The 22609-nt window shown below is 64.2% G+C and carries 20 protein-coding genes and 1 tRNA gene; 10 read left to right on the top strand and 11 right to left on the bottom strand.

Annotated elements, in window-relative coordinates:
• Positions 1-5 precede the first annotated feature (5 nt).
• From F3S47_RS17700 to F3S47_RS17710, 3 genes are all read left to right on the top strand, one after another.
• A complete protein-coding gene (locus tag F3S47_RS17700) occupies positions 6-1361 on the top strand; it encodes an amidohydrolase family protein (RefSeq protein WP_150446640.1) in 1356 nt (451 codons plus the stop codon).
• A gap of 79 nt (positions 1362-1440) precedes the next feature.
• Positions 1441-2190, top strand: coding sequence for a sulfite exporter TauE/SafE family protein (locus tag F3S47_RS17705; protein ID WP_150446641.1), 750 nt, complete (start codon positions 1441-1443; stop codon positions 2188-2190).
• Between the two features lie 69 nt (positions 2191-2259).
• Entirely contained in the window at positions 2260-3030 is a 771-nt protein-coding gene (locus tag F3S47_RS17710; RefSeq protein WP_150446642.1) for a rhomboid family intramembrane serine protease, read from the top strand.
• Positions 3031-3033: 3 nt separating this feature from the next.
• Here the strand turns inward: F3S47_RS17710 and F3S47_RS17715 are convergent, their stop codons facing one another.
• A complete protein-coding gene (locus F3S47_RS17715; RefSeq protein WP_150446643.1) occupies positions 3034-3822 on the bottom strand; it encodes an inositol monophosphatase family protein in 789 nt (262 codons plus the stop codon).
• Positions 3823-3986: 164 nt separating this feature from the next.
• On the opposite strand from F3S47_RS17715, the gene uvrB reads away from it, so the two are divergent.
• Positions 3987-6182, top strand: a complete 2196-nt coding sequence (gene uvrB / locus F3S47_RS17720; RefSeq protein WP_150446644.1) for an excinuclease ABC subunit UvrB — start codon at positions 3987-3989, stop codon at positions 6180-6182.
• 18 nt (positions 6183-6200) lie between these two features.
• On the opposite strand, the gene F3S47_RS17725 is transcribed toward uvrB, so the two are convergent.
• The gene (locus tag F3S47_RS17725; protein ID WP_150446645.1) at positions 6201-6470 is read right to left on the bottom strand and encodes a GlsB/YeaQ/YmgE family stress response membrane protein; all 270 of its coding nucleotides are present in this window, start codon (positions 6468-6470) and stop codon (positions 6201-6203) included.
• Between the two features lie 133 nt (positions 6471-6603).
• Here F3S47_RS17725 and F3S47_RS17730 point away from each other — a divergent pair, with 133 nt between their 5' ends.
• From F3S47_RS17730 to F3S47_RS17740, 3 genes are all read left to right on the top strand, one after another.
• Positions 6604-7071: a YdcF family protein gene (locus tag F3S47_RS17730; RefSeq protein ID WP_150446646.1), complete on the top strand. Its 468-nt coding sequence runs from the start codon at positions 6604-6606 to the stop codon at positions 7069-7071.
• 44 nt (positions 7072-7115) lie between these two features.
• Complete coding sequence (locus tag F3S47_RS17735; RefSeq protein WP_150446647.1) at positions 7116-7787, top strand: hypothetical protein; 672 nt, start codon at positions 7116-7118, stop codon at positions 7785-7787.
• Between the two features lie 52 nt (positions 7788-7839).
• Positions 7840-7915 (top strand) — tRNA-Ala (locus F3S47_RS17740).
• Between the two features lie 332 nt (positions 7916-8247).
• Here F3S47_RS17740 and F3S47_RS17745 read toward each other — a convergent pair.
• The 5 genes from F3S47_RS17745 to F3S47_RS17765 all read right to left on the bottom strand — a co-directional run bounded on the left by F3S47_RS17745 (position 8248) and on the right by F3S47_RS17765 (position 15510).
• Positions 8248-10149 (bottom strand): beta-galactosidase, encoded by a 1902-nt coding sequence (locus tag F3S47_RS17745; RefSeq protein ID WP_150446648.1) that lies wholly within the window; start codon positions 10147-10149, stop codon positions 8248-8250.
• 112 nt (positions 10150-10261) lie between these two features.
• Entirely contained in the window at positions 10262-12331 is a 2070-nt protein-coding gene (locus tag F3S47_RS17750; protein WP_223877873.1) for an alpha-galactosidase, read from the bottom strand.
• 11 nt (positions 12332-12342) lie between these two features.
• Complete coding sequence (locus F3S47_RS17755) at positions 12343-13191, bottom strand: carbohydrate ABC transporter permease (protein ID WP_150446650.1); 849 nt, start codon at positions 13189-13191, stop codon at positions 12343-12345.
• 66 nt (positions 13192-13257) lie between these two features.
• Positions 13258-14187, bottom strand: a complete 930-nt coding sequence (locus tag F3S47_RS17760) for a carbohydrate ABC transporter permease (protein ID WP_150446651.1) — start codon at positions 14185-14187, stop codon at positions 13258-13260.
• Between the two features lie 105 nt (positions 14188-14292).
• Positions 14293-15510 carry an ABC transporter substrate-binding protein gene (locus F3S47_RS17765; protein ID WP_396280131.1) on the bottom strand — a complete coding sequence of 406 codons (1218 nt, stop codon included), beginning with the start codon at positions 15508-15510 and terminating at the stop codon, positions 14293-14295.
• A gap of 194 nt (positions 15511-15704) precedes the next feature.
• Here F3S47_RS17765 and F3S47_RS17770 point away from each other — a divergent pair, with 194 nt between their 5' ends.
• The 3 genes from F3S47_RS17770 to F3S47_RS17780 all read left to right on the top strand — a co-directional run bounded on the left by F3S47_RS17770 (position 15705) and on the right by F3S47_RS17780 (position 18406).
• The gene (locus F3S47_RS17770; protein ID WP_150446653.1) at positions 15705-16493 is read left to right on the top strand and encodes an IclR family transcriptional regulator; all 789 of its coding nucleotides are present in this window, start codon (positions 15705-15707) and stop codon (positions 16491-16493) included.
• A 23-nt stretch (positions 16494-16516) separates the two neighbouring features.
• Positions 16517-17578: an ABC transporter ATP-binding protein gene (locus F3S47_RS17775; protein ID WP_150446654.1), complete on the top strand. Its 1062-nt coding sequence runs from the start codon at positions 16517-16519 to the stop codon at positions 17576-17578.
• A gap of 63 nt (positions 17579-17641) precedes the next feature.
• Positions 17642-18406 carry an NAD(P)H-dependent oxidoreductase gene (locus F3S47_RS17780; RefSeq protein WP_150446655.1) on the top strand — a complete coding sequence of 255 codons (765 nt, stop codon included), beginning with the start codon at positions 17642-17644 and terminating at the stop codon, positions 18404-18406.
• A 152-nt stretch (positions 18407-18558) separates the two neighbouring features.
• Here the strand turns inward: F3S47_RS17780 and F3S47_RS17785 are convergent, their stop codons facing one another.
• From F3S47_RS17785 to F3S47_RS17800, 4 genes are all read right to left on the bottom strand, one after another.
• Positions 18559-18846, bottom strand: a complete 288-nt coding sequence (locus F3S47_RS17785) for a DDE-type integrase/transposase/recombinase (RefSeq protein WP_150446656.1) — start codon at positions 18844-18846, stop codon at positions 18559-18561.
• Between the two features lie 103 nt (positions 18847-18949).
• Positions 18950-19945 carry a universal stress protein gene (locus F3S47_RS17790; protein ID WP_150446657.1) on the bottom strand — a complete coding sequence of 332 codons (996 nt, stop codon included), beginning with the start codon at positions 19943-19945 and terminating at the stop codon, positions 18950-18952.
• Complete coding sequence (locus F3S47_RS17795) at positions 19942-21663, bottom strand: cation:proton antiporter (RefSeq protein WP_150446658.1); 1722 nt, start codon at positions 21661-21663, stop codon at positions 19942-19944. Before F3S47_RS17795 ends, F3S47_RS17790 begins: the two co-directional genes overlap by 4 nt.
• Positions 21664-21724: 61 nt before the next feature.
• Positions 21725-22594 carry a formate/nitrite transporter family protein gene (locus F3S47_RS17800; protein ID WP_223877874.1) on the bottom strand — a complete coding sequence of 290 codons (870 nt, stop codon included), beginning with the start codon at positions 22592-22594 and terminating at the stop codon, positions 21725-21727.
• Positions 22595-22609: the final 15 nt, after the last annotated feature.

Genomic DNA, 22609 nt, shown 5'->3' on the forward strand with positions numbered 1-22609 from the left:
CCGACATGAGCCGAACCCTCATCCGCAACGCCAACGTCGTAACCGTCGACCCCGACCTGAGGGACATCGACGGCGCAGACATCCTCATCGAGGACGACCGGATCCTCGAGGTCGGCCGTGGGCTGAGTGCAGGCGAAGCCGAGGTGATCGAGGCCGAGGGCATGATCGCGATGCCGGGCTTCGTGAACGCCCATATCCACACCTGGCAGACGGGCCTTCGGGGCGTCGCGGCCGACTGGACGATCAAGGAATACCTTCGCGCCATGCATGCGGGCCTCGCCGGACATTTCGGCCCGGACGATATCCGGATCGGCAATCACATCGGCGCTCTGAACCAGATCAATTCCGGAACCACGACTCTCGCCGACTGGTGCCACAACAACCCGACGCCGGATCACACCGATGCCGCCGTCGACGGGCTCGAAGCCTCGGGCATCCGTGCGGTCTTCCTGCACGGCTCTCCCAAGCCCGATCCCAAGCCGGGGCAGAAGCACTTCTCCGAGATCCCTATGCCGGCCGACGAGGTCCATCGCCTGCGCAACGGACGGCTTTCCTCCGACGACGGGCTGGTGACCCTGGGGCTGGCGGTGCTTGGCCCGCAGATGTCGGTCTGGGAGGTCTGCGAGGCGGACTTCAAGCTGGCGCATGACCTGGACCTGGTCGCCTCGATGCACATCAGCGCCCAGCAGATGATGACCGACGACGGGTTTCAGCGGCTCGCCGCTGCCGGGCACCTGGGCTCCCGCGCCAACGTGGTCCACGGCAACGCCCTCGACGACCGGACGCTGTCCTTCCTCGTCGAGCACGGTGTGCAGTTCACCCTAACGCCGGAAGTCGAGCTTCAGATGGGCTTCGGCGATCCGCTGACCTGCCGCCTGCGCCGTCTCGGCGGGGCAATCTCGCTGGGCAGCGACGTGGAGAGCGACATGACCGGCGACATGTTCGCCGTCACCCGCTTCGCGCTCCAGGCGGCGCGACACGAGGACAACCTCGTCGTGCGCGCAGAAACCGGTGCGGCGCCCGACACCATCACCATTCCCATGCGCGAGGCGATCGAATGGGCCACCATGGGCGGCGCGCGGATGCTCGGACTGGAGAACAGGATCGGCAGCCTGACCCCCGGAAAGCAGGCGGACATCGTCCTGCTCGACGCGCGCCAGCTCAACATGCATCCCGTCATCGATCCCGTCGCCTCGATCCTCTTCCACGCGGGGATCGGCAACGTCGACACGGTCATGATCGGCGGCAAGCTCCGCAAGTGGGGCGGCCGCCTCACCGACGCCCCCTCGGCCGCGCAGCTGGACGCCCTGGCGGAGTCCGGTCGCCGCATCCTCGCCGATCACGCCAAGAGCCTCGGCTGAGCCGGGAACGCCGGGCGATCCGGCACAGTTTCGGCGGAGGCGGTTGCGTCTCCGCCGCCCCTGACCGGAGTCCGCTGCCTTGGAGCTAGCCCCCTCGATCCTGACCCTGATGGCCCTCGTCCTCTTCCTGGGCGGTGCCATGAAGGGCGCGACCGGGGTCGGGCTGCCGATCATCGCGGTCCCGGTCCTGGCCATCTACCTGCCGTTGCCGCTGGCCATCGCGGTGATCGTCGTGCCCGGGCTCGTCACCAACGGCTGGCAGATGTGGCGCCACCGAAGCGACCGGCCCTCCCGCGAGACGATGATGTCGATCCCGCTCGGCACCACGGTGGGCACGGCGGTCGGCGTCTGGCTGCTGGCCTCCCTGCCCGCCCGCTACCTCGACCTGGGCGTCGCGCTGGCTGTCGGCATCTTCCTGGCTTCCCGGCTCGCGCGTCCGGACTGGCGGGTGAGCGAGGAGCTCGGTCGCCGGCTCGCGCCGCCGGCGATGTTCTTCACCGGCCTGACGCAGGCCGCCACGGGCATCTCCGGGCCGGTGGTCGTGATGTACTGGTCGAGCCTGGGCCTCTCGCGCGAGGCCTTCATCTTCGGCGTCTCGCTGGTTTTCTTCGTGGCCGGTGTCCTGCAGTGGATCGGCATGGTCATCGCGGGCCTCTTCGGCTGGCACGAGCTCTGGCTGAGCCTGCTGGCCGTGGCGCCCTCGACGCTGGGGATCCCCTTCGGCGAATGGCTGGCGCGGCGGCTGAACATGGTCTGGTTCAACCGCATCATCCTCGCCACCCTGGCGGTGATGGCGGTGCAGCTGGTGCTCTCCGCGCTGCCGGCCTGACGCCGCCCGGCCAATCGGCGACCCGCCGTCGCCTCTTGACCCGCCCGCGGTTCCCTCCACTTTGCGCGCATGTTCCCGATCCGCGACCACAATCCCTCGCAGTCCACGCCGGTCGTGGTCTTCGCGCTCATCGCAATCAACGTCGCGGTCTTCCTCTACGATCTCGTCGCGGTCCAATCGACCGCCGAACTCAGCCGCTTCTATGCCCGCTACGCGCTGGTTCCCGCCTTCATCAGCCAGGGCGAGGGGCTGACCGGCATCGTCACGCACATGTTCCTGCACGGCGGGATCATGCATCTCGCGGGCAACATGCTCTTCCTCTGGGTCTTCGGCGACAACCTGGAGGACGAGATGGGGCACGTCGGCTTCCTGCTCTTCTACCTCGCGAGCGGCTTCGCGGCGGGCTTCGCGCAGTACATCGGCGCGCCCTTCAGCCAGGTGCCGATGGTGGGCGCCTCGGGGGCCATCGCCGGGGTCATGGGAGGCTACCTCCTGCTCTTTCCCAAGGCCAAGATCGACGTCTTCATCTTCCTGATCATCATCATCCGGATCATCCCGGTGCCCGCCTGGATCATGCTGCTGATCTGGTTCGGGCTGCAGGTGATCAACGGCGTCTCCGCCGATCTCTACGCGGGCGGCACGGCCTACTGGGCGCACGCCGGCGGCTTCGTGGCGGGACTCGCGCTGACGGTGCCGCTCTGGCTCCGGCTCGGGGCGCAGGCCTTCTGGGAGCGGAGCCACGGGCATCCGCCGCACCCGGAGGCGCAATATTCCTTCAAGCGGACCTCGGTGCCCACGGTGCAACGCCGTCCGCGCCGTCGCGGGCCCTGGGGCCGCTGAGGCTCAGCCCTCGCGGATGATCTTGGAGAAGCGGTCGAAGGTGCCTTCGTTCGCGCAGATGATCTCGCCGTCGTCGAAGATGTCGCCCTCGGGGTCTATCGCGCCGACGAACCCGCCTGCCTCGCGGACGATGACGATTCCGGCGGCCATGTCCCAGGGGTGCAGCCGCCGCTCCCAGAAACCCTCGTAGCGGCCGGCGGCCACGTAGGCGATGTCGAGCGAGGCCGCCCCGAAACGGCGCACGCCCGCACAGGTCGGCATGAGGCGGCCGAGGTCCTTGAGCGTCGCCGGCAGGTCCGAGCGACCGCCGAAGGGCAGCCCGGTGGCGAAGAGGCTCTCGATCATCTTGTGGCGGCCCGAGACGCGCAGGCGCATCTGGTTCAACCAGGCCCCCTCGCCCTTTTCGGCGTGAAAGAGCTCGTCCTTCACGGGATCGTAGATCACACCCGAGACGATCTGGCCCTTGTGCTCCAGCGCGATCGAGATCGCCCAGTGCGGGAGTCCGTGCAGGAAGTTCGTCGTGCCGTCCAGCGGATCGACGATCCAGCGGCGGGTCGGATCCTCGCCCGCCTCCTCGCCGCCTTCCTCGCCCCAGAAGCCGTAGGTCGGGCGCGCCTCGCGCAGGGCCTCGCGGATCAGCCGCTCCGCTTCGCGGTCGGCGCGCGTGACGAAGTCGCCGGGCCCCTTGGCCGAGACCTGCAGGTTCTCGATCTCGCCGAAGTCCTTCAGCAACCCGCGGCCGGCGCGGCGGGCGGTCTTCATCATCACGTTGAGATTGGCGGAAAAGGCCATGGGGGCAGCGGCTCCTTGCGCGGTCAGGCGGCCCCTATAGGCAAGGTGCGCAGTCGGGGCAAGGTCGCGCACCCTCACTGCCGACGCCACGCTGTCGGGAGCCGCCCTTGAAGCCCGGCGGGTTTGCCTCAATCTACCCTCAAGGCCGCACCACCGGAGCCCAGATGCCCTACGCCCATTCCGACAAGACCGAACCCGTCCTCCACGCCGCCGCGCCCGACGTGCGCGAGCGCGAGAAGCTGGAGGGCGGCAAGCGCTTCGTCATGCACACCGAGTTCTCGGCGGCGGGCGACCAGCCCACCGCGATCGAAGAGCTGTCGCAGGGCGTGCAGGGCGGCGAGCGGGACCAGGTGCTGCTGGGTGCCACCGGCACCGGCAAGACCTTCACCATGGGCAAGGTCATCGAGGAGACCCAGCGCCCCGCCATCATCCTCGCCCCGAACAAGACGCTGGCGGCCCAGCTCTACGGCGAATTCAAGGGCTTCTTCCCGGACAACGCGGTCGAATACTTCGTCAGCTACTACGACTACTACCAGCCCGAGGCCTACGTCCCGCGGTCGGACACCTACATCGAGAAGGAATCGCAGATCAACGAGCAGATCGACCGGATGCGCCACTCGGCCACCCGCGCCCTGCTCGAGCGCGACGACGTGATCATCGTGGCCTCCGTCTCCTGCATCTACGGCATCGGCTCGGTGGAGACCTACGGCGCGATGACCCAGGACCTGATCGCCGGGCGCGAGTACGATCAGCGCCAGATCATGGCCGACCTCATCGCCCAGCAGTACCGGCGCAACGACCAGGCCTTCCAGCGCGGCTCGTTCCGGGTGCGCGGGGACTCGCTGGAGATCTTCCCGGCCCACCTCGAGGATCGCGCCTGGAAGCTGTCGTTCTTCGGCGAGGAGCTGGAGGCGATCACCGAGTTCGATCCGCTCACGGGCGAAAAGACGGCCACCTTCGACCGCATCCGCGTCTACGCCAACAGCCACTACGTGACGCCCAAGCCGACGATGAACCAGGCGGTCAACGCCATCAAGAAGGAGCTGCGCCAGCGCCTCGACCAGCTCGTCGGAGAGGGAAAGCTGCTGGAGGCCCAGCGGCTGGAGCAGCGGACCAACTTCGACATCGAGATGCTCGAGGCGACGGGCGTATGCAACGGCATCGAGAACTACTCGCGCTATCTCACCGGCCGCGCCCCCGGTGAGCCGCCGCCGACGCTCTTCGAGTTCATCCCCGACAACGCCCTCGTCTTCGCCGACGAGAGCCACGTCTCCGTGCCCCAGATCGGCGGCATGTACCGCGGCGACTACCGGCGCAAGTTCACCCTGGCCGAGCACGGCTTCCGCCTGCCCTCCTGCATGGACAACCGCCCCCTCAAGTTCGAGGAATGGGACGCGATGCGGCCGCAGTCGATCTTCGTCTCGGCGACGCCGGCCGCCTGGGAACTGGAGCAGACCGGCGGCGTCTTCACCGAGCAGGTCATCCGCCCCACCGGCCTGCTCGACCCGCCGGTGGAGATCCGGCCCGTGGAGACCCAGGTCGACGACCTGCTCGACGAAATCCGCAAGGTCGCCGACGCCGGCTACCGGACGCTCTGCACCGTGCTGACCAAGCGCATGGCCGAAGACCTGACGGAGTATCTGCACGAACAGGGCATCCGCGTGCGCTACATGCACTCCGACATCGACACCATCGAGCGGATCGAGATCCTGCGCGACCTCCGGCTGGGCGCCTTCGACGTGCTGGTCGGCATCAACCTGCTGCGCGAGGGGCTCGACATTCCGGAGTGCGGACTGGTCGCGATCCTCGACGCCGACAAGGAGGGCTTCCTGCGCTCGGAGACCTCGCTCATCCAGACCATCGGCCGCGCCGCGCGGAACGCCGACGGGCGGGTGATCATGTACGCCGACCGGATCACCGGCTCGATGGAGCGGGCGATGCGGGAGACCGACCGCCGCCGCGAAAAGCAGATGGCCTACAACGAGGAGCACGGCATCACGCCGGAGACGATCCGGAAGAACGTCGACGACGTGCTGGCCGGTCTCTACAAGGGCGACGTCGACATGAACCGGGTGACCGCGAAGGTCGACACGCCCGCTGGCGGAAACCTGCAGGCGGTGCTCGAGGGCCTGCGGACGGACATGCGCAAGGCCGCGGAGAACCTGGAGTTCGAGGAGGCCGCCCGCCTCCGCGACGAGGTCAAGCGGCTGGAAACGGTGGACCTGGTGGTCTCCGACGATCCGCTCGCCCGGCAGCAGGCCGTGGACCGGGCGGTCGAGACCGCGAACAAGGCCGCCGGACGCTCCACCGCCGGCCGAGCGGGCCAGCGCGGGGGCAACCAGCGCCGCGGCAAGCGCTGATCGCCCGGGCGGCGGCGTCTAGCGCTTGATCGCCGCCACGATGGCAAGGACGATCGCCGCCCCTATGGCTCCCACGATCAGCAGCAGTATCAGTCCTCCTGCCGCCAGCGCACCGACCCCGAGCAGCGCCAGGATGAACGGGCTCGCCAGGGCCGCGATGACGCCGACGAGAACATAGAGCCCCTTGTTGCCGCCCGAGACCAGCGCCGCCAGGTAGCCCGCGATGACGCCGACGATGATCAGCAGAATGATCGCGATGATGCCGAGACCTTCCAGAAAGCCTTCCATGTGTCCTCACTTCGCTCCGGCGGCCCTCGGGCCGCGTTTCATCGAGGCCGAGTCTAGGCGCATCGGATCGGCGACGCCACGCCGACCTCGCACGATGCTTGCGCTCGACTGACGGCCGGGTCACTCGGGTCACATGCGAGCCATCTGTCTTCTCGGCGCCGCGGTCCGCCCCGACGGCCCCTCCCCCGCCCTCCGTCGGCGCGCGGAGCATGCGGCGATGCTCTGGCAATCGGACCGCTCGCAGGTCGTTCTCGCCTGCGGCGGGGCCGGGAACGGCAGGGTCACCGAGGCCGAAGCGGCGGCGCGGCTCCTCGGCGAGGGCGGCGTGCCGGAGGACGCGATCCTGCTGGAGAGCCGGTCGCGGACGACCTGGGAGAACCTCCTCTTCGGGCGGCCGATCCTGCAAGAGATCGGCGCGACCAGCTTGGTCATCGTCACGGACCCCGACCACCTCCCGCGCGCGCGGCTGGTTGCCGCGAAGCTCGGATTGACGGCGACCGGCAGCGCGCCGAGCGGACCACGCCCCGCAACAGCGCGTCTCAAGGGGCTCCTGAGAGAGGGGCCCGCGCTCCTCGTCTATGCGCTTCGGCCGAGAGCCTGAACGCTTAACCCCGGTTTAACTCTGGACGCGCGAAACTGCCGGCCATGTTCGGTTTCAAGTGTCTTCCCCTTCTGCTCGCGGTGCTCCTCGTCGCCGCCCCGCTTCAGGCGGGCCCATGGGTGCGCGAACGGGGGGCGCTGTTTCTCTCCTTCGGGGCGAACGTCGCCTTGACCGATGCCGCGACGCGGCCGGTGCACACCGATCCGACGCTCTACCTGGAGTACGGGTTGAGCGAGCGGGTGACCGTCGGCTTCGACCTCTACGTCGCGAACGGCGACCAGGAGGAGACCGCCCAGGCCTTTCTCCGGTTGCCGCTTGCCGCGGGCGATACCCCGGTCGCCGCCACGCTCACTTACGGTCTGCGTCACGACCGTCTCCGGGCGAGCCTGGAAGAGATCGCGAGGCTCGGGGTCTCGACCGGGCGCACGCTCCCCAAGGGCTGGCTCGCGGCAGATGCCTCGGCCATCCTCGTCGTCGGAGAGAACCGCCGGGAGGGCAAGCTCGACCTGACCTGGGGCCGTGACATCGGCGAGCGCTGGACCGGCGTCCTGCAGCTGCAGACCGGAATCGGCACCGCCGGCGACGCCTACGCCAAGGCCGCCCCTGCCCTGCTCTACGACCTGCGTCCCGGGACCAGACTGGAGATCGGCCTCGTCCAGGCGCTCACTGGCGACCTCGGCACCGGCCTCCGCCTCGCCACATGGTGGGAGTTCTGAGCGGCCGCGCTGCTTGACACCGCCCCGGACGCGGTCCAAATAGCGACCCGTTGGGGCCGTAGCTCAGTTGGGAGAGCGCGTCGTTCGCAATGACGAGGTCAGGGGTTCGATTCCCCTCGGCTCCACCAAATCCTCCTCGCAAGCCCTTGTTTATTATGGACTAATTCCGATCGAGCGCATCTTTCGGGCCATTTTTGGGGCCACCTGTGCCGAACCACCTGCCAAGTGCGCCCTCCCTGCAACATCGTCGAGACCGGCAACGAGAGTTGGCGCTTCAAGACCCGCTGGCCCGATCCGTCTGCGCGACTTGGAGGCTACGCCGCCTCGGGCCAGCTACCCGAGCTCGAGCGGGTCATTATTGGACGCCGATAGGGGGTCAAACATGGACGCCCATTGACATTCATCACCCGTGCCCACTTCCAGATCGCTGTCGGGGCTCTGCGCCCTCTGAGGCGACGTCCTACCCTAGCGGCTCTCGCAGGACACCGGCTGGAGGAATGGGTCCGGCTTCCGTGTTGACCGGTTGGTCCGTGTGGTTGAACCAGAAGCGCTCGGTACCGGTCTCGCGGACCCGAACCCCTTCGGGAAGTCGACGGGTTCCCTGGCCCACACGCTCGGCGAGGTCTGAGACAAGCCGATCAAGCAGCTCCTCGTCGCCCCAGCCCCCCATGTAAGTCACCGATCCCGTCCGCATCGCGACCGGGGCACCCTCAGTGGTCGCCAGTACGACCTCCGCGGCACCTTCAAGGTCTTCCGAATACCCCCAAATGCTGCCACCTCCAGAGACCGATCTCGTGAGTTCAGGCCGCAGACTTTCCACCCGGGAAACCAGCACGTCGAGCCCTGAAATGGCTGGCGGAAGCGGTCGGAGGATGGCGAAGTCCTCGTTGCGCGCCGCCGCACGCGGTCCGATCAGGACTTCCGCTCCGCAAGCCATCAGTCGCGCCTTCAATTCGTCGGACATGTGCATCAGCCCGGGGGCCAGGATCATGCGATACCCATCGAAATCGCCGGTCGGTGGCAGGATGTCGACCGAGAGACCAGCGCGGCGGAGCGCCCGGTAATGGTCCAGAACGAGATCAAAGTACGAGAGCTCGGCTCCATGAGGCTGAATCTCCCAAGCCCAGGAAGCGTCGTAATCGAAGATGAGGGCGACCGGCGCCTGCGCCTCCGCGACGTCCGGTGCGTCCGCGAGCTCTCGCGCGACCTGTTCGGCCTCGGCCATCGCGGGCGCGTCGACCAGATCGGCGCGCTGAAGGCCGGAGTGGAGTTGCTCCTGAGCGAATGGCAACTGCCGCCACCGGAAATAGCAGACAGCCTCTGCGCCGTGGGCGAAGGCTTCCCAGGTCCATAGGCGTACCATCCCGGGCAGCGGAGCGGGGTTGTGAGGGGCCCAGTTCACTGGGCCAGGTTGTTGCTCCATCACCCACCACCGTCCGCGCCCGGCCGAGCGATAGAGATCGTGGTGAAATGCCTGGAAATCCGGGTCTCCCTGCCGGGAATAGCGGCGCTGCGTCGCCACCGTTACCCCAGCCCGATCCTCAAGGAAGCCGAGAGGATAGGAGTCCCATGTAACGATATCCAGATCGCGGCCCACCTCGAAATGGTCGAACGCCGTCTCCCTGCCCATGTAATTGTGCGAGATGGGCGCGTCCGAGCGTGCACGAATGATCTCGACCTGCGCCCGGTTGAAACGCGCGACCTGCTCAGAGGAAAATCGGCGAAAAGCAAGCGAATGTGCCGGGTTTGGCTCAGTGACCGTGAGGATAGGAAGATCGATCTGGTCGAAACTGTCATACTCCATGGACCAGAAGACGTTTCCCCAGGCGTAGTTCAGCGACTCGATGGTCCCATAGCGCTCTCTTAGCCATCGACGGAACGCCTTGCTGGCGGCCGAAGAGTAGGAAATGACGGTATCATGGCATCCGTACTCGTTGTCAGTCTGCCATGCCGCGACATGGGGTGAACGCCCGTAGCGGTCCGCGAACAGCGTCACGATCCTCCGACATTCATCGAGGTACCCGTCGTGGGAAAAGCAGTAATGACGACGCGACCCGAACCCGCGCTGCCGGCCCTCGGCGTCTACAGCCAGCATGTCCGGATGACGGTCGAGCATCCAGCGCGGCGGCGTGGCCGTCGGGGTTCCGAGGACAACGGAAAGCCCGGCACGCCCCAGAACGTCAATCGCCTCGTCAAGCCACTCCCAGTCGAACATCTCTGGCCGTGGTTCTACCCTCTTCCACGCGAACTCACCGATCCGCACCCAGGTGAGGCCGGCCTTCACCATGCGCTGCGCGTCCTTTGCCCAGAGCTCGCGCGGCCAGTGTTCGGGGTAGTAGCAGGTGCCCAGGGCGCGCTTCATCTCGCCTCCATTCGTTGTGTCGTCAGGGGTGTAATGGAACGGGTATACTCTCGCTTCCCGAACGCAGCAGTGATCTTCATGCGGAGCCGTTGGTGGTCTGAGACTCTCCCCGTCAAATACGCCTTCCCTCGAGGACCCACATATGTTCGGGGAACGACCAAGGCAGGCATACCCCCTGCCCCATCAGGTATTGGCCAGAAAGCTCCAATGGCCCCTCCTTCAAAGCAGGGCTGCCGCGCGAGAGGTTTGGCAGGGAATCAGCTGCATTTCGCAGGGAGACCCTGTAACGCGCCCCGGGCTCAAGACCGGCGAGCCGCAGAGGGCGGGGGAGGATCTGCGATGAGGCGGCGGCCTGCCCTGCGAAGACCACGAACCGCTCGCCACCGTGCGCAACCTGCGCTTCGGCGACGAGAGCCGGGTCTGAACTGTCAAGCCTTAGGATATCGGCCTTCGTCATCCAGTCCCGGTTTTCCTTCCACCATGCAATCGCGTCCCGCAGCACTTCCGCCTCCTTGACGGTAAGTTCGGCCGGGTCCATTTCGAAACCCATATGCCGCTGTGCTGCGACCCAGGCGCGAAAGCGAATGTCGTGCACACGCCCGCTGGTGTGAGAGTGGCGCGGTCCAACGTGGCTTCCCGACACGGCGAGCGGAAGCAATAGCGACGCCTCGTGCTGGATCCGCAACCGCTCCAGCGCATCGTTTGAGTCGGAGAGCCAAATGCGGTGCATGCGGCCGAGAATACCGAAATCGATCCGTCCGCCCCCGCTCGCGCAGCTCTCGAACTCCACCTCGGGATGCGCTGCGCGAAGCTTGTCGATCAGGGCGTACGTCCCACGAACCTGTGATGCGTCCGGCTGCGGCAGCACACGGTTGTGGTCCCACTTCACGTACTCAATGTCGTGCTCTGACAGAATGCCGGACATTGCCTCGAACAAGTAATTGCGGACTTCTTCCCGCCCCATATCGAGAACCATCTGCCCCCGTCCCAGCACTTGGTCGGTACGGCCGAGCGCCCAGTCTCGGTGATTGCGATAAAGTTCGCTGTCAGGGTTCACCATCTCCGGCTCGAACCAGATCCCGAAGGTCATCCCGAGCTTCTTGACATGTGTGATCAGCGGTCCAAGCCCGTCGGGCCACTTGCGTCTATCGATCCACCAATCGCCAAGTGAAGACGTATCGTTGTCCCGTCTACCGAACCATCCATCGTCGAGCACAAAACGCTCAGCTCCCAAGTCAGCCGCGCGGGTCGCGATGTCGCCGAGACGTTCCATCGAATGGCCGAAATAGACGGCTTCCCAGCAATTATAATGGACCGGTCGAGGGCGAGCCGGGTTCGGCCATGGGACAACTCGATCTCTCAGATAGCGTTGGAAGACGACGGCGCAGCCATTCAGACCGTAGTCAGACCGGCAGGCAAATAGCGTTGCGGTCTCGAACCGTCGTCGAGCAGCAGATTCGGATTGAAAAGTATGGCCGAACTGGACCTGGCGCCGGCCATCGGGGAGCTCCTCGGCCACCATCCGGTGTCCTCCAGACCAGCCGTAATGAAAAGCCTCTGCACGCCCCTGCGTATTGGTCGCTCCTGCTTCGGGCAGGTAGATAAGCGGCAGGTTCTCATGACCCGTACGTCCGGTGCGACCTTCTCGAGACCTGATGCCGGCCGACCAGGGAACGCGCTGCGTCCGCATCTCACCGCACCACCGGCCGGCAAAATCGATCATCTCGGTCCCAGCCTCGGACACAGGGAAGACCGGAGCCGCGAACCAGTCGACTACGGTCAGTTCCTCGGCCTCGAGATAGGCTCGCGCAGTGACCATGCCGGTCGCAGAGTCCAGCCCGAACTCGCTCCAGTAGGTCAGTCCCAGAACCTCGTCGCGGTATGTCAGAGAGAGCGATGTCCCTTGAAACCAGTCTTCGGTGAACCTGAATCTCGGGCGGAGGGGCTTGCCTTGCGGGTTTCGCGCAAGGAGGCCAGGCTGACCCGGAAAGGACGCGCTCTCCTCCGGGCAGATCGACAGATCGGGATTCCGGTCGAGCATGCCGCCGGTCACGTCCCGCTGGGTCGCGCGAGCGATGACTTCCACCTCATCCGCCGCGATCGGCGGTCCCCAGTAGACTATTTGCGGAAGCCCTTCAGATGTCGAGACAAGCAGCAGACTCTGCCGGTCGTCTTGGAGCATCCAGGACCGGGTCATTTCACTGCGCCAAGAGTGAGCCCCGCAATGAAGTGACGCTGCATCAGGAAGAACATTGCGACCGGGGGCAATGCCGCGACGATGCTCCCAGCGCTCATCAAGTGGTACGAGGCGCGGTACTGGGCATTGAAGCTTGTGATTCCGGCGGTAACGGGCTGGCTCTCCGCGCCTTGGGTGAGCACAACAGCCCAGAAATAGTCGTTCCAGATAAAGGTGAAAACCAGAACTGACAGAGCCGCAATCGCGGGCCGCATCAGCGGCAAAACCACGAACCAGAAGATGCGCCATTCGGCGACCCCTTCGACCCGCGCCGCCTCAATCAGTTCACGCGGCAGAGCACGAATGAAGTTGCGCATGAAAAGGGTGCAGAAACCAGTCTGGAACGCGACGTGGAAGAGCACGAGGCCCATCTTCGTATTGTAGAGGCCCAGTTCCAGCGTCAGGTCGCGAACGGGAACCATGAGGATCTGGAACGGAACGAAGTTTCCCGCCACGAACATGAAGAATATCCACAGGTTGCCTCGGAACTTGTAAACGCCCAAGGCGAAGCCAGTCATACAGGAGAGCGCCACCGCGCCGAGAACTGTCGGCACCGTGATCAGCACAGAATTCAGCAAGTACCGTGGCATGTCGCTCTCGAAGAAGACTTTGCCGTAGTTCTCTGCCCCTTCGAAGGATGACGGCATCCCCCAGTAGTTTCCCGCTGTGAAATCTGCTCCCGGCTTGATCGAGAAGAAGGCCACCGCGAGTAGCGGTGCGAGCCAAAGGAGCAGGACAACCGGTATCAGCGATTGATACGTGGTCTGGGCTCCGCGGGATGACTGCTGGATCGGTCTCGGAAACATGTCAGTGCCTCCACTCGGGGTCCCGAGTGCCAAAACGGAATACTATGGCTTCAAAGAAGATCGTCTTCACGGCATCCGCTCCTGGCGCCACATCGACCAGAGGAAGTAGCCAATGAAGAGCAGCATGATCATGAAGAGAACGACAGCAATCGCAGCGCCGTATCCCATGCGGAAGCCATATTCCGACAGTGCCTTCTCGAACATGTAGAACGAGAGAACTCGGGTGGAGCCGAACGGCCCACCATTCGTCATAATCGAGATCAGGTCGAACGAGCGCAACGCGCCAATGATAGTCACGACGAAGGCGATGAATGTCGCTGGGCGCAGCTGCGGCAGGATCACGAACCATAGCATGCGCCACCGCTTTGCCCCGTCCAGCCGGGCGGCTTCGACCTGCTCAGGGTCCACCGCATTGAGCCCGGTGAGATAGAGGATCATGCAGTAGGCGATCTGCGGCCAGAGGCCGGCGGCGATAATGCCGTAGGTCGCAAGCCGAGGATCGCCGAGTACATTCACTGGTCCGAGACCGATCGCCTCCAGGGTGACGTTAAGCAAACCAAAGGTCGGATCGTAAAACCATGTGAATACGAGACCGACGACGACCTGCGAAATCACGAACGGAAAGAAGAAGAGCGACTTGTAGATTCGGATCCCAGTCACCGTCTGATTGAGAAACAGCGCGATGAAGAGGCCGCCCGGGATCGCGAGGAGATAGAGCAATAACCACTTGAGATTATTGACGAGCGACACCTCGAAGGCCGGGTCCGTCGACAACTCGCGATAGTTCTCAAGACCAATGAACTCCCGCGCGCCCAAACCGTCCCACCGATAGAAGGAGATCTGGAAGCTTTCGAGGACTGGGAAGATCACGTAAACGAGGAAGAAGAGGACGCCGGGCGCGAGAAACATCAGGGGTGCCAACCGCATCCGATTGCGTCTGACCCAGCCGGGACCGCCCTCGTCTGCATGGGTGTCAGGCAACGTGGCCGTCGTCATCGCAGTCTCTCCGGCAGGTGTGGCCCCGCGCCGTATATCGAAATGGCCCGGGGGCTTTTCTGCGATCCGACCGGCGCTGACAGCGCCGGCCGGTCGGGGTGGAGCTCAGTAGATCCGCTGCCTCGCCTGTTCCAGCCGCTGCAGGATGTCGTCGAGGTTGTCGGGGAAGACCATGAACTCCTGGAACCCCTCCATCGCGACCGAGGCCATTTCGGCGGGCGCGTCACGATCGAAAAACTGCGCAAGTCCGCCAGGAGCCCCCGAAGACAGGAGCTCGAAACCCTCCTGGAGCATCTCGTCATCGCCGACCGAAGCCGCGGAGTTCACCGGAAGCTGCCCCAGTCCATCGGCCGCATTGATCCGCGTCTGGTTCTCGGCAGAGACGACGAAACGGAGGAATTCGCGTGCCGCCTCCTTGTTGTCCGCTCCTGAAGGAATGTGGAAGGTATCCGTAGGAGCTTCCTCGGCCATTTCCACGTCAGGGTTGATCGCTGGGAACTGGTAGAAGTCGAGCTGATCGTCCGTCAGTCCGGCTTCTCGCATTGGCGCGACGGCGAAGTTGCCCATGAGGTAAGCCGCTGCATCGCCGTTCACCATGAAGGGCAGCGCTTCCTGCCAGCTGTAGGACTGATGGTTGTCGATGTAGGCCCCCATGTTGATGAGCTCCCGCCAGTTTGCGAAAGTCTCGCGCACACGGTCATCGGTCCACGGAATCTCCCCTGCAGTCAGCTGCATGTGGAAATCATAGCCGTGAGTCCGGAGGTTGATATAGTCGAACCATCCGGCAGCCGTCCAAAGGAACTTGGTTCCGATGGCGAAGCACTTGCGCCCGGAATCGATCAGCGCCTGACAGTTGGACTTGAGCGTCTCCCAATCCTGCGGTTCTTCGAGACCGAGTTCCTCATAGATGTCCTCGCGGTAATAAACTCCCCACTGGTAGTAGGTGTAAGGCACGCCCCATTGCTTGCCGTCGAGCGTCAAAGCCCCTTCGGTCGAAGCCAGATTCTCTTGGATTTCCGGTTCGTCCCACAGGTCGGAGACATCCTCGAAAAGCCCCGCGTCGACATAGGGGCGCATCCGGTTGGCCGCGTACCAGTTAGCCACGTCCGGCGGATCAGCTGACAGGAAGTTCCGGATCTGGGTCTTGTAGGCCTCTCGGTCGATAATCGTCACTTCGACATCGAGATTGGGATGCATCTCGTCGAACCGCGCGGCCATATCTTCCATGACGGCGCGGGGCGCCGGGTTGGACATGTCCGAGAAGATCGTGAGCGTCCCGGAAAGGTCCGACCCATTCCCATTCTCCTGCGCAGCCGCCGGCATCGCCACGGCGCTCGAGATGGCGACCACTGCCGCAGCCGTCCGTTTGGTCATTTGCATTTGACTTCCTCCCTGAGTTCATTGGGTGCTGGTTCCATTATCTGGAAACGTATGTCCAACTATTGAAACAATAGCTCGCATCGCGGTAACTCTGTCAACACCCGCAGGTGAACCCTTTGGGCGGGAGGAGAACGGCGATGGACGATCACCTCAGGACGGGACGAAGCGAAGGAACGGTAGGCAAGGCGCTCGACGCGCTCGACCTGGTCTGTGCGCAGGACCGTCCGGTGCGGTTTAGCGAACTGTTGCCGCTGTCGCCCTGGCCCAAGGGCACCCTTTACCGCCTACTTCAAACGCTCGTGAAACAAGGAATGCTCCATGTCGAGCCCGAGACGGGAAGCTACACGCCCGGTCTGCGCCTCGTGCAGCTTGCGCATTCAGCCTGGCGAAAGAGTTCGCTTGCCCCGATCGCCCGCCCCCACCTCGATGCGCTCTCTGGGAAAGTCGGAGAAACGATTCATCTCGCTCAGCTTGATCGCGGGCAGGTTCTCTATGTGGAGAAGCGCAATGCGCGCCACCCTCTGCCCATGTTCTCCGAAGCCGGAAAGGTCGGGCCCGGGTACTGCACAGGGGTCGGAAAGGCCATGCTTGCCCACCTCCCCGACAGAGAACGTTGCGCTGCGCTCCAACTTCAGGCGTTCCACCCGCATACGGCACAGACGATCACCTCCGCCGAAGAGCTAGAAATTGAGCTCGCGAAGGTCCGCGAAGAGGGGATCGCTTTCGATCGCGAGGAACATGAGCCCGGTATCGTTTGCGTCGCCGCCCCGATTTTGTCGCCCACCGGTCGCGTGCTGGGCGGTCTTTCTGTGACCACCTCGACGGCCCGACGGCCGCTTGAGGACCTCGCGACACTCGCACCATTGCTGCGCGAGACCGCGGAAATGATCGCCGAGGATGCTGCTGACTGGCAGTTTCCCGGCTGACACACGGCTCGAGGAGGAGCGAGATGAGCGGAGTGGCGCTTGAAAAGGTCGTCAAGAAGTACGGCGACGCGGAGGTCATACACGGAGTGGACCTCGAGATAGGCGAAGGCGAGTTCTGCGTCTTTGTCGGCCCGTCGGGTTGTGGCAAGTCCACGTTGCTGCGGATGATCGCGGGGCTTGAAGAGACGACCGAGGGCAAGATCTCTATCGGCAGCAGGGACGTTACGCATGTCGATGCCGCCGACCGGCAAGTCGCCATGGTCTTTCAGACCTATGCGCTCTACCCTCATATGAGCGTGGCCGAAAACATGGGCTTCGGCTTGCGGATGACAGGCCATCCCAAGAGCGAAATACACGAGAAAGTCAACGAGGCGGCACGGATCCTTCAACTCGAGAACCTTCTGGACCGAAAGCCCAAGGCGCTGTCGGGGGGCCAGCGTCAGCGTGTTGCGATTGGGCGTGCAATCGTCCGGGGGCCGGAGGTCTTTCTTTTTGACGAACCGCTGTCGAATCTCGACGCGGAACTCCGGGTGGACATGCGGGTCGAGATTGCGCGGCTGCACAAGGACATCGGCGCGACGATGATTTATGTCACGCACGACCAGGTCGAGGCGATGACGCTTGCCGACAAGATCGTGGTGCTCCGGGCGGGGCACATCGAGCAAATCGGCAGCCCCATGGAGCTCTATGCCAATCCGAACAATCGGTTCGTCGCGGGATTCATCGGCTCTCCCGCCATGAACTTCATCGACGGCCACGTCAAAAACGGACAGGTTCATGCGCCCCTCCTTGGCGAAGATCCTATCGGTGCAAACGTCGACCTGCCGAGCGAGGGGACTCGGGTCCTCGTGGGCGTCAGACCCCAACATCTCTCGGTCTCTCAAGGCCCCTCCCCGCTTCGTCTCGATATCCGCGAGCGTCTTGGCAGTGTCGCGTACGACTATCTCGTCGACGGCCAAGGCGCCCGGATCGTGGTAGAGACGCAGCCGGACGAAACGATCCCCGAGGGAACAGAGGTCGCCCTGCACTACGACGCCGAGCAAATCTACCTCTTCGACGCCGAGACGGAGGCGCGGCTGCGGTAGCGCTCTGTCCGTCCGCGGACCAATAACGTGGTCCGTCACTGCTCCTTTTCTGAAGACCCCCATATGACGACGACGCTCATCGTACTCGCTCACCCGGAGCCTAGGTCGTTCAACGGCGCCTGGGCCGAGGCGACGCGACAAGCTTGTCTGGCCGCAGGAGATACTGTCCTGTTTTCGGATCTTGTCCAAATGGGCTTCGATCCGGTTGAGGCTCCGCGCCACTACCCAACCTTCGACAACAGGTCGAATTTCGACCCCCTCGTGGTACAGGAGGCCGCTGCGGAGCGAGACGTTCTTCCGCCTGATGTCGTTTCGGAGATCGAAAGACTGCGGCGAGCTGATCGGGTCATCTTCCACTTCCCCATCTGGTGGTTTTCACCACCGGCCGTGCTGAAGGGATGGCTAGACAGAGTGATGTCCCACGGCGCGGTCCACGACGTGGGGAACCGGTTCGATACCGGACATTTCGTCGGGAAGAAGGCCCTGTTCTGTGTGACGACCGGCTCTCGGGCCTCCGAAAGCGCTTACAACGGCAAGGAGGGCGACATCCGAATGTTACTGTGGCCCTTTGCATATGCCCTTCGATACATGGGCTTCACCGTCCTCGAACCCGAGATTGTCCATGGCGTCCATGGTTATCATTCTGGCCAGCGCCAGAAGGATATGATCGCGCGGTTGGACGAGGTTCTCACTTCACAACCCAAGCTCATCGAAGCATTTGGAACCCGCTCGGCGGTCCCGTTCAATGCGGATCAAGACTTTGATGAAGATGGACAACTGAAGCCTGATCGCCCAAGCCAGTCGCGCTTCATCAGGCATGACCCCTGAAGATCGTCGCGGACCCGGAGGGTGCGGCAAGAGACGGTCTATAGGGTGTCTCCCGGCCTGGATCGTGTAAGATCAGGCGCCGCAGGGACCCCGCCCAGGGTCTAGCTCCGCATCGCGGGACCGCTTGCTGTTGAGGCGGAAGGACCAACCTGTCAGTGGTTCAGAACCGAAGCCCAGAGGGCCGAGATGATCCAGCGCCCCTCGTCCCGGTGGCCACTGACCCTCAGCCCCCTCATCGCGGCCCGGTAGGAGCGGAGCCTGTCCGTGACGATTTCGTCGGCTGTTCCAGACCGTTTAATCAGCTTCTTCAGGAACTTCAGTACGGCGGCTCGATCGCGTCGCCAAGTGACCACACTCTCAAGCACCTCCTTCTCATAATGCGCCGCCAGACGTAGTGCGTCTTGGAGTTGAGCTTCGCAAAGACCTCGTCGAGATCCCATCCCCTCCTGCTTGTCTTCAATGCCTGGATTCAGCGCCTTCTGACCTCGGCTGCGAACGTGGGACCGAACCGATTCCCAGTAGCGCACCAAACCATAGCCGAGCTCAGGCGTAGGAACTGCGCGTCTCAGCGATCGGGCTCACAAAACCCTTTGGTTTCACGGCGAGGATCGAACAGTCAACCCTGTTGAGGATGTCCTCGGCGGTGTTTCCAATGATGATGCCAGCGAGGCCGGTGCGAGCAACGGTCCCAATAACCAGGGTGTCTGCTCCCTCCGTCGCGACAGTCTCTGAGATGGCCCGGCTCGCCGGACCGCGGACCAGCTGCGGCACCGCCCGCGTGGCCACGGGATGACCGGAGACCAGTTCCTCGAGAGCGCGGCGTCGCGTCGCTTCGACCTGCCTGACGTAGTCTGTGGCGCGGCGGTGGGCATCTCGACCGGTGGCCCAGAGGTTCACCAGCCCTTCTCCCATCGCGTCCCAGGCATGGATCGCTGTAACGTGCGCCCCCGAGCCCGCGGCCAGTCTATCCGCCTGATCCAGTACGCGGAGGTTCAGATCCCGCAGTGTCTCGGGTTCCCCGACACCCGTGTCATCGACATCCACCGCAGCGACGACATGTTTCAGGCTGATTGGAGTATCCGGACGCCTCAACCAGACCGGACAGGGGCACTTTCGGAGTAGATGCTGGTCCGTACTCGCGAGCTGGAAAAACCGGCCAGGAACGATCGGTTCGGCAGTCTTCACGACAAGATCGGTCTCCCCGGAGAGAACTTCCTTGATGATCTCAATGAAGGGCTTGCCCACGCGAACCACTCGCTCCGGGTCGCGGCCGGGTAGCGTTCGGGCGACGTGGTCGGCCAGAGCATTGCGCCGTTCCTCGGCCAGTCGCGAAAGGATCTCGTCCGCGGTGATCTCCGCCTCCCGCACCAACTCACCGAGGTCCGGAGGGATCGTGACGGGGAGAAGGACAGTCAGCGCGGCTCCGTCCCGGTCCGCCAGCGCCGCGGCGGCTTCGAGAAGCAACCTGTCTTCTCCTGTCATCGCGCAGACCACCAGAATGTTTCGATATCCTGGTGTCCCGTCGAGTTCCTGCGTCACGTCGCGAACTCCTTCTGTCCGAGGGGATCTTGGACTGGCGATCCCCTGTCCTGTCGACCGGTTAGGATCATGCGGGCCGCCGCGCTGGCGGCGTCCGAATAAGGCGTCAGCACGATGTCGGCGCCCGCGTCCTTCAGGGCCGGTGCCGCCGCCTCGCGTTGGGCCGTCACGGCGATCCCGGCCTGGTAGCCCGCATCCCGCACGGCGCCGATCAGTCCGCGGCGAGGATCGGTGTGGGTAAGACCAGTATCATGCTCGGGCACCGCAGAGACGACCCAGCGGGTCGTCGAAAGCGGAAGATGCAATACGAATTCCGGATCATTGGCGTCGCCGAATACGGTGTCAAAGCCCAGCTTCCGCGCCTGCCTCAATGCCTCGGGATTGAAATCGACACCGAGCACCTTCTGACCTGCGGCCCTCAATTCCAGTGCGATTCCGAGCCCGTAGCGACCGAGACCGAAGAGAACGACGTCTGGCGCGGCACCGCTCAGGCTCATGTCGTCGGGGGCATTGCTCACGCGGCGCCGCTCGAACACGCCGAGGAGTGGCTCGAGGCGATCGTATAGCTGGTGCGAAAAAGTGATCATGTAGGTCGACGCTGCGATGGTCACCAGGCCCACCAGCGTCACGAGACCCAGGGCCTCTTCGGAGACATGTCCCACCGAGACACCCATCGCCATGAAGATCAGGGAGAACTCACTGATCTGGGCGACCGTCAGCCCCGCGAGGAACGCCGTGCGCTTACGATATCCCATCGCCCCCATGATCGCGAGCACGATAAGGGGGTTGCCGACCAGAACGAAGACCGAAAGCACCAAGGCCGGGACTATGCTTGCGCCAAGGACCGAGAGATCGAGCGACGCGCCGAGTGCAATAAAGAAGAACAGCAGCAAAAAGTCTCGAAGCGACGTCAGTCGGGCGGCGATCGCCTCACGGAAGGCGGTCGAGGCAAGAGAGATGCCGGCCAGGAGACCGCCCAGTTCCTTGCCGAAGCCCAAATAGTGCCCGACCGCCGCAAGTAGCGCGGCCCAGCCGATCGCGAATGACACCAACAGCTCCGGCGCTCGGGCGAGGCGCTCGACGAGGGGGTCTGCGACAAACCGGACAAAGAGCGCTACCGCAGCCAGGGTCACGGCGCCGTAGAAGAGGACCTGGAGTATCGCACCCAAGGCCGCGTCGTCGGTTCCCGCGCCAACCCCCAGCGCCGAGAGGACGATCATGGCGAGAACGACGACCACGTCCTGCACGATCAGGAATCCGAGCGCGATGCGGCCATGGAGTGAATCCACCTCGCGCTTGTCCGAGAGCAGCTTCACGATGATGATCGTCGAGGAGAACGTCAGCGCCACGGCAACATAGAAGGCCGTCAGCGGTGCGAGACCCAGTCCGAGGGCGATCAGGAAGCCGAAGACGGTCGTGAACAGGACCTGCCCCAACCCGGTGGTCAGAGCGACCGGGCCGAGCGTTCGCACGAGCTTGAAGTCCAGCTTGAGCCCCACGAGGAACAGCAGAACCGCTATGCCGAGCTCGGCCAGGAGTTCAATCTGTTCGTCGGAACGGGCGATATCGAGGGCGGACGGCCCTGCGAGAATTCCTACCGCGATGAAGCTGACGATGAGTGGCTGCCGCAGCAGAAGGCCCACGAACCCCAAGCCTGCCGCGAGAACCAGAAGCGCGGCGATCTCGTAGAACATATACCCTTGCAGGGCTTCGGTCATGGCCTCAAGCCGGGACAGAAAGTCGGATGAATGCAACCTCCGAAATCACTGGCACCCGACATCAGTTGCGTGCCGGCTGAAGGTAGACGAACCAGTAGATGAGGGCGACCAGCGCCCCTCCACCCAGAACGTTGCCGATCGTGACGGGTACCAGGACGCGCAGGAAATCGAATGGCGAAACCCATAGCGGCTGGTAGTCTGTCACGGCCCAGAACTGCGCGTCCGCGAACAGGCTAATCATGGTCGCGCACGGCAGGTAAAACATCACGGCGATCGCATGTTCCAGGCCGAGCACGTAAAAGGCCGCGACAGGCGGGGTCAGGGCGAGGATGCGGTCGACCGTAGACCGGGCGCTGTAGGTGAGCCAGACGCCGAGGCAGAGCAGACTGTTGCCCAGTATCCCGAGTAGAAGGGCCTCGAGCGCGCCGAGATCGTTGATCTGATGGGCGGTCGAGAGCAGCTTGCCTCCAAGGCCCCCGGATACCTCCTCGTGCCGCTCTGAAAGAATGAGCAGCGCCGCCATGCCGGCCGCTCCGATGAAATTGCCGACGAATACGATCCCCCACGCCCGGAAGAGACGGCGCAGCGGAAGCCGTCCATGCGCCCAGGCCATGACCATCAGATTGTTCGTCGTGAAGAGCTCCGCGCCTCCAACGATCGCCAGCACATAGGCGAGCGTGAAGGCAAGACCGCCCGCCAGCAGAACGAGGCCTTCCGGCGCGCCGTCCGCACCCGCGGTTACCGCCGCCGCGAAGGTCGCACCGAAGGCCACGAAAGCGCCGGCGAGGGCGCTCAGCGCCAGAAGGCGATGCCAGTCCTGCTCAGCCTTCTTCACGCCAGTCCGCTCAGCCAGTTGCGCCATCTCGTGAGGCATCAACGCGTCGACCTGGGCGGGGACGGACATTCGGGTTGGATCGGTCGGCGTCTTCATTTCAGGCCTGGAGCT

The organism is Histidinibacterium aquaticum (assembly GCF_008710275.1).
In the GTDB taxonomy this organism is placed as follows: domain Bacteria; phylum Pseudomonadota; class Alphaproteobacteria; order Rhodobacterales; family Rhodobacteraceae; genus Oceanicola; species Oceanicola aquaticus.

Coding starts and splice junctions, on each gene's coding strand:
- F3S47_RS17735 (WP_150446647.1), top strand. CDS start 7,116: ATGTTCGGTTTCAAGTGTCTTCCCCTTCTGCTCGCGGTGCTCCTCGTC.
- F3S47_RS17710 (WP_150446642.1), top strand. CDS start 2,260: ATGTTCCCGATCCGCGACCACAATCCCTCGCAGTCCACGCCGGTCGTG.
- F3S47_RS17770 (WP_150446653.1), top strand. CDS start 15,705: ATGGACGATCACCTCAGGACGGGACGAAGCGAAGGAACGGTAGGCAAG.
- F3S47_RS17755 (WP_150446650.1), bottom strand. CDS start 13,191: ATGTTTCCGAGACCGATCCAGCAGTCATCCCGCGGAGCCCAGACCACG.
- F3S47_RS17775 (WP_150446654.1), top strand. CDS start 16,517: ATGAGCGGAGTGGCGCTTGAAAAGGTCGTCAAGAAGTACGGCGACGCG.
- F3S47_RS17750 (WP_223877873.1), bottom strand. CDS start 12,331: ATGCTCCAAGACGACCGGCAGAGTCTGCTGCTTGTCTCGACATCTGAA.
- F3S47_RS17765 (WP_396280131.1), bottom strand. CDS start 15,510: ATGCCGGCGGCTGCGCAGGAGAATGGGAATGGGTCGGACCTTTCCGGG.
- F3S47_RS17730 (WP_150446646.1), top strand. CDS start 6,604: ATGCGAGCCATCTGTCTTCTCGGCGCCGCGGTCCGCCCCGACGGCCCC.
- F3S47_RS17780 (WP_150446655.1), top strand. CDS start 17,642: ATGACGACGACGCTCATCGTACTCGCTCACCCGGAGCCTAGGTCGTTC.
- F3S47_RS17715 (WP_150446643.1), bottom strand. CDS start 3,822: ATGGCCTTTTCCGCCAATCTCAACGTGATGATGAAGACCGCCCGCCGC.
- F3S47_RS17700 (WP_150446640.1), top strand. CDS start 6: ATGAGCCGAACCCTCATCCGCAACGCCAACGTCGTAACCGTCGACCCC.
- F3S47_RS17800 (WP_223877874.1), bottom strand. CDS start 22,594: ATGAAGACGCCGACCGATCCAACCCGAATGTCCGTCCCCGCCCAGGTC.
- F3S47_RS17760 (WP_150446651.1), bottom strand. CDS start 14,187: ATGACGACGGCCACGTTGCCTGACACCCATGCAGACGAGGGCGGTCCC.
- F3S47_RS17795 (WP_150446658.1), bottom strand. CDS start 21,663: ATGACCGAAGCCCTGCAAGGGTATATGTTCTACGAGATCGCCGCGCTT.
- uvrB (WP_150446644.1), top strand. CDS start 3,987: ATGCCCTACGCCCATTCCGACAAGACCGAACCCGTCCTCCACGCCGCC.
- F3S47_RS17785 (WP_150446656.1), bottom strand. CDS start 18,846: ATGGGATCTCGACGAGGTCTTTGCGAAGCTCAACTCCAAGACGCACTA.
- F3S47_RS17745 (WP_150446648.1), bottom strand. CDS start 10,149: ATGAAGCGCGCCCTGGGCACCTGCTACTACCCCGAACACTGGCCGCGC.
- F3S47_RS17725 (WP_150446645.1), bottom strand. CDS start 6,470: ATGGAAGGCTTTCTGGAAGGTCTCGGCATCATCGCGATCATTCTGCTG.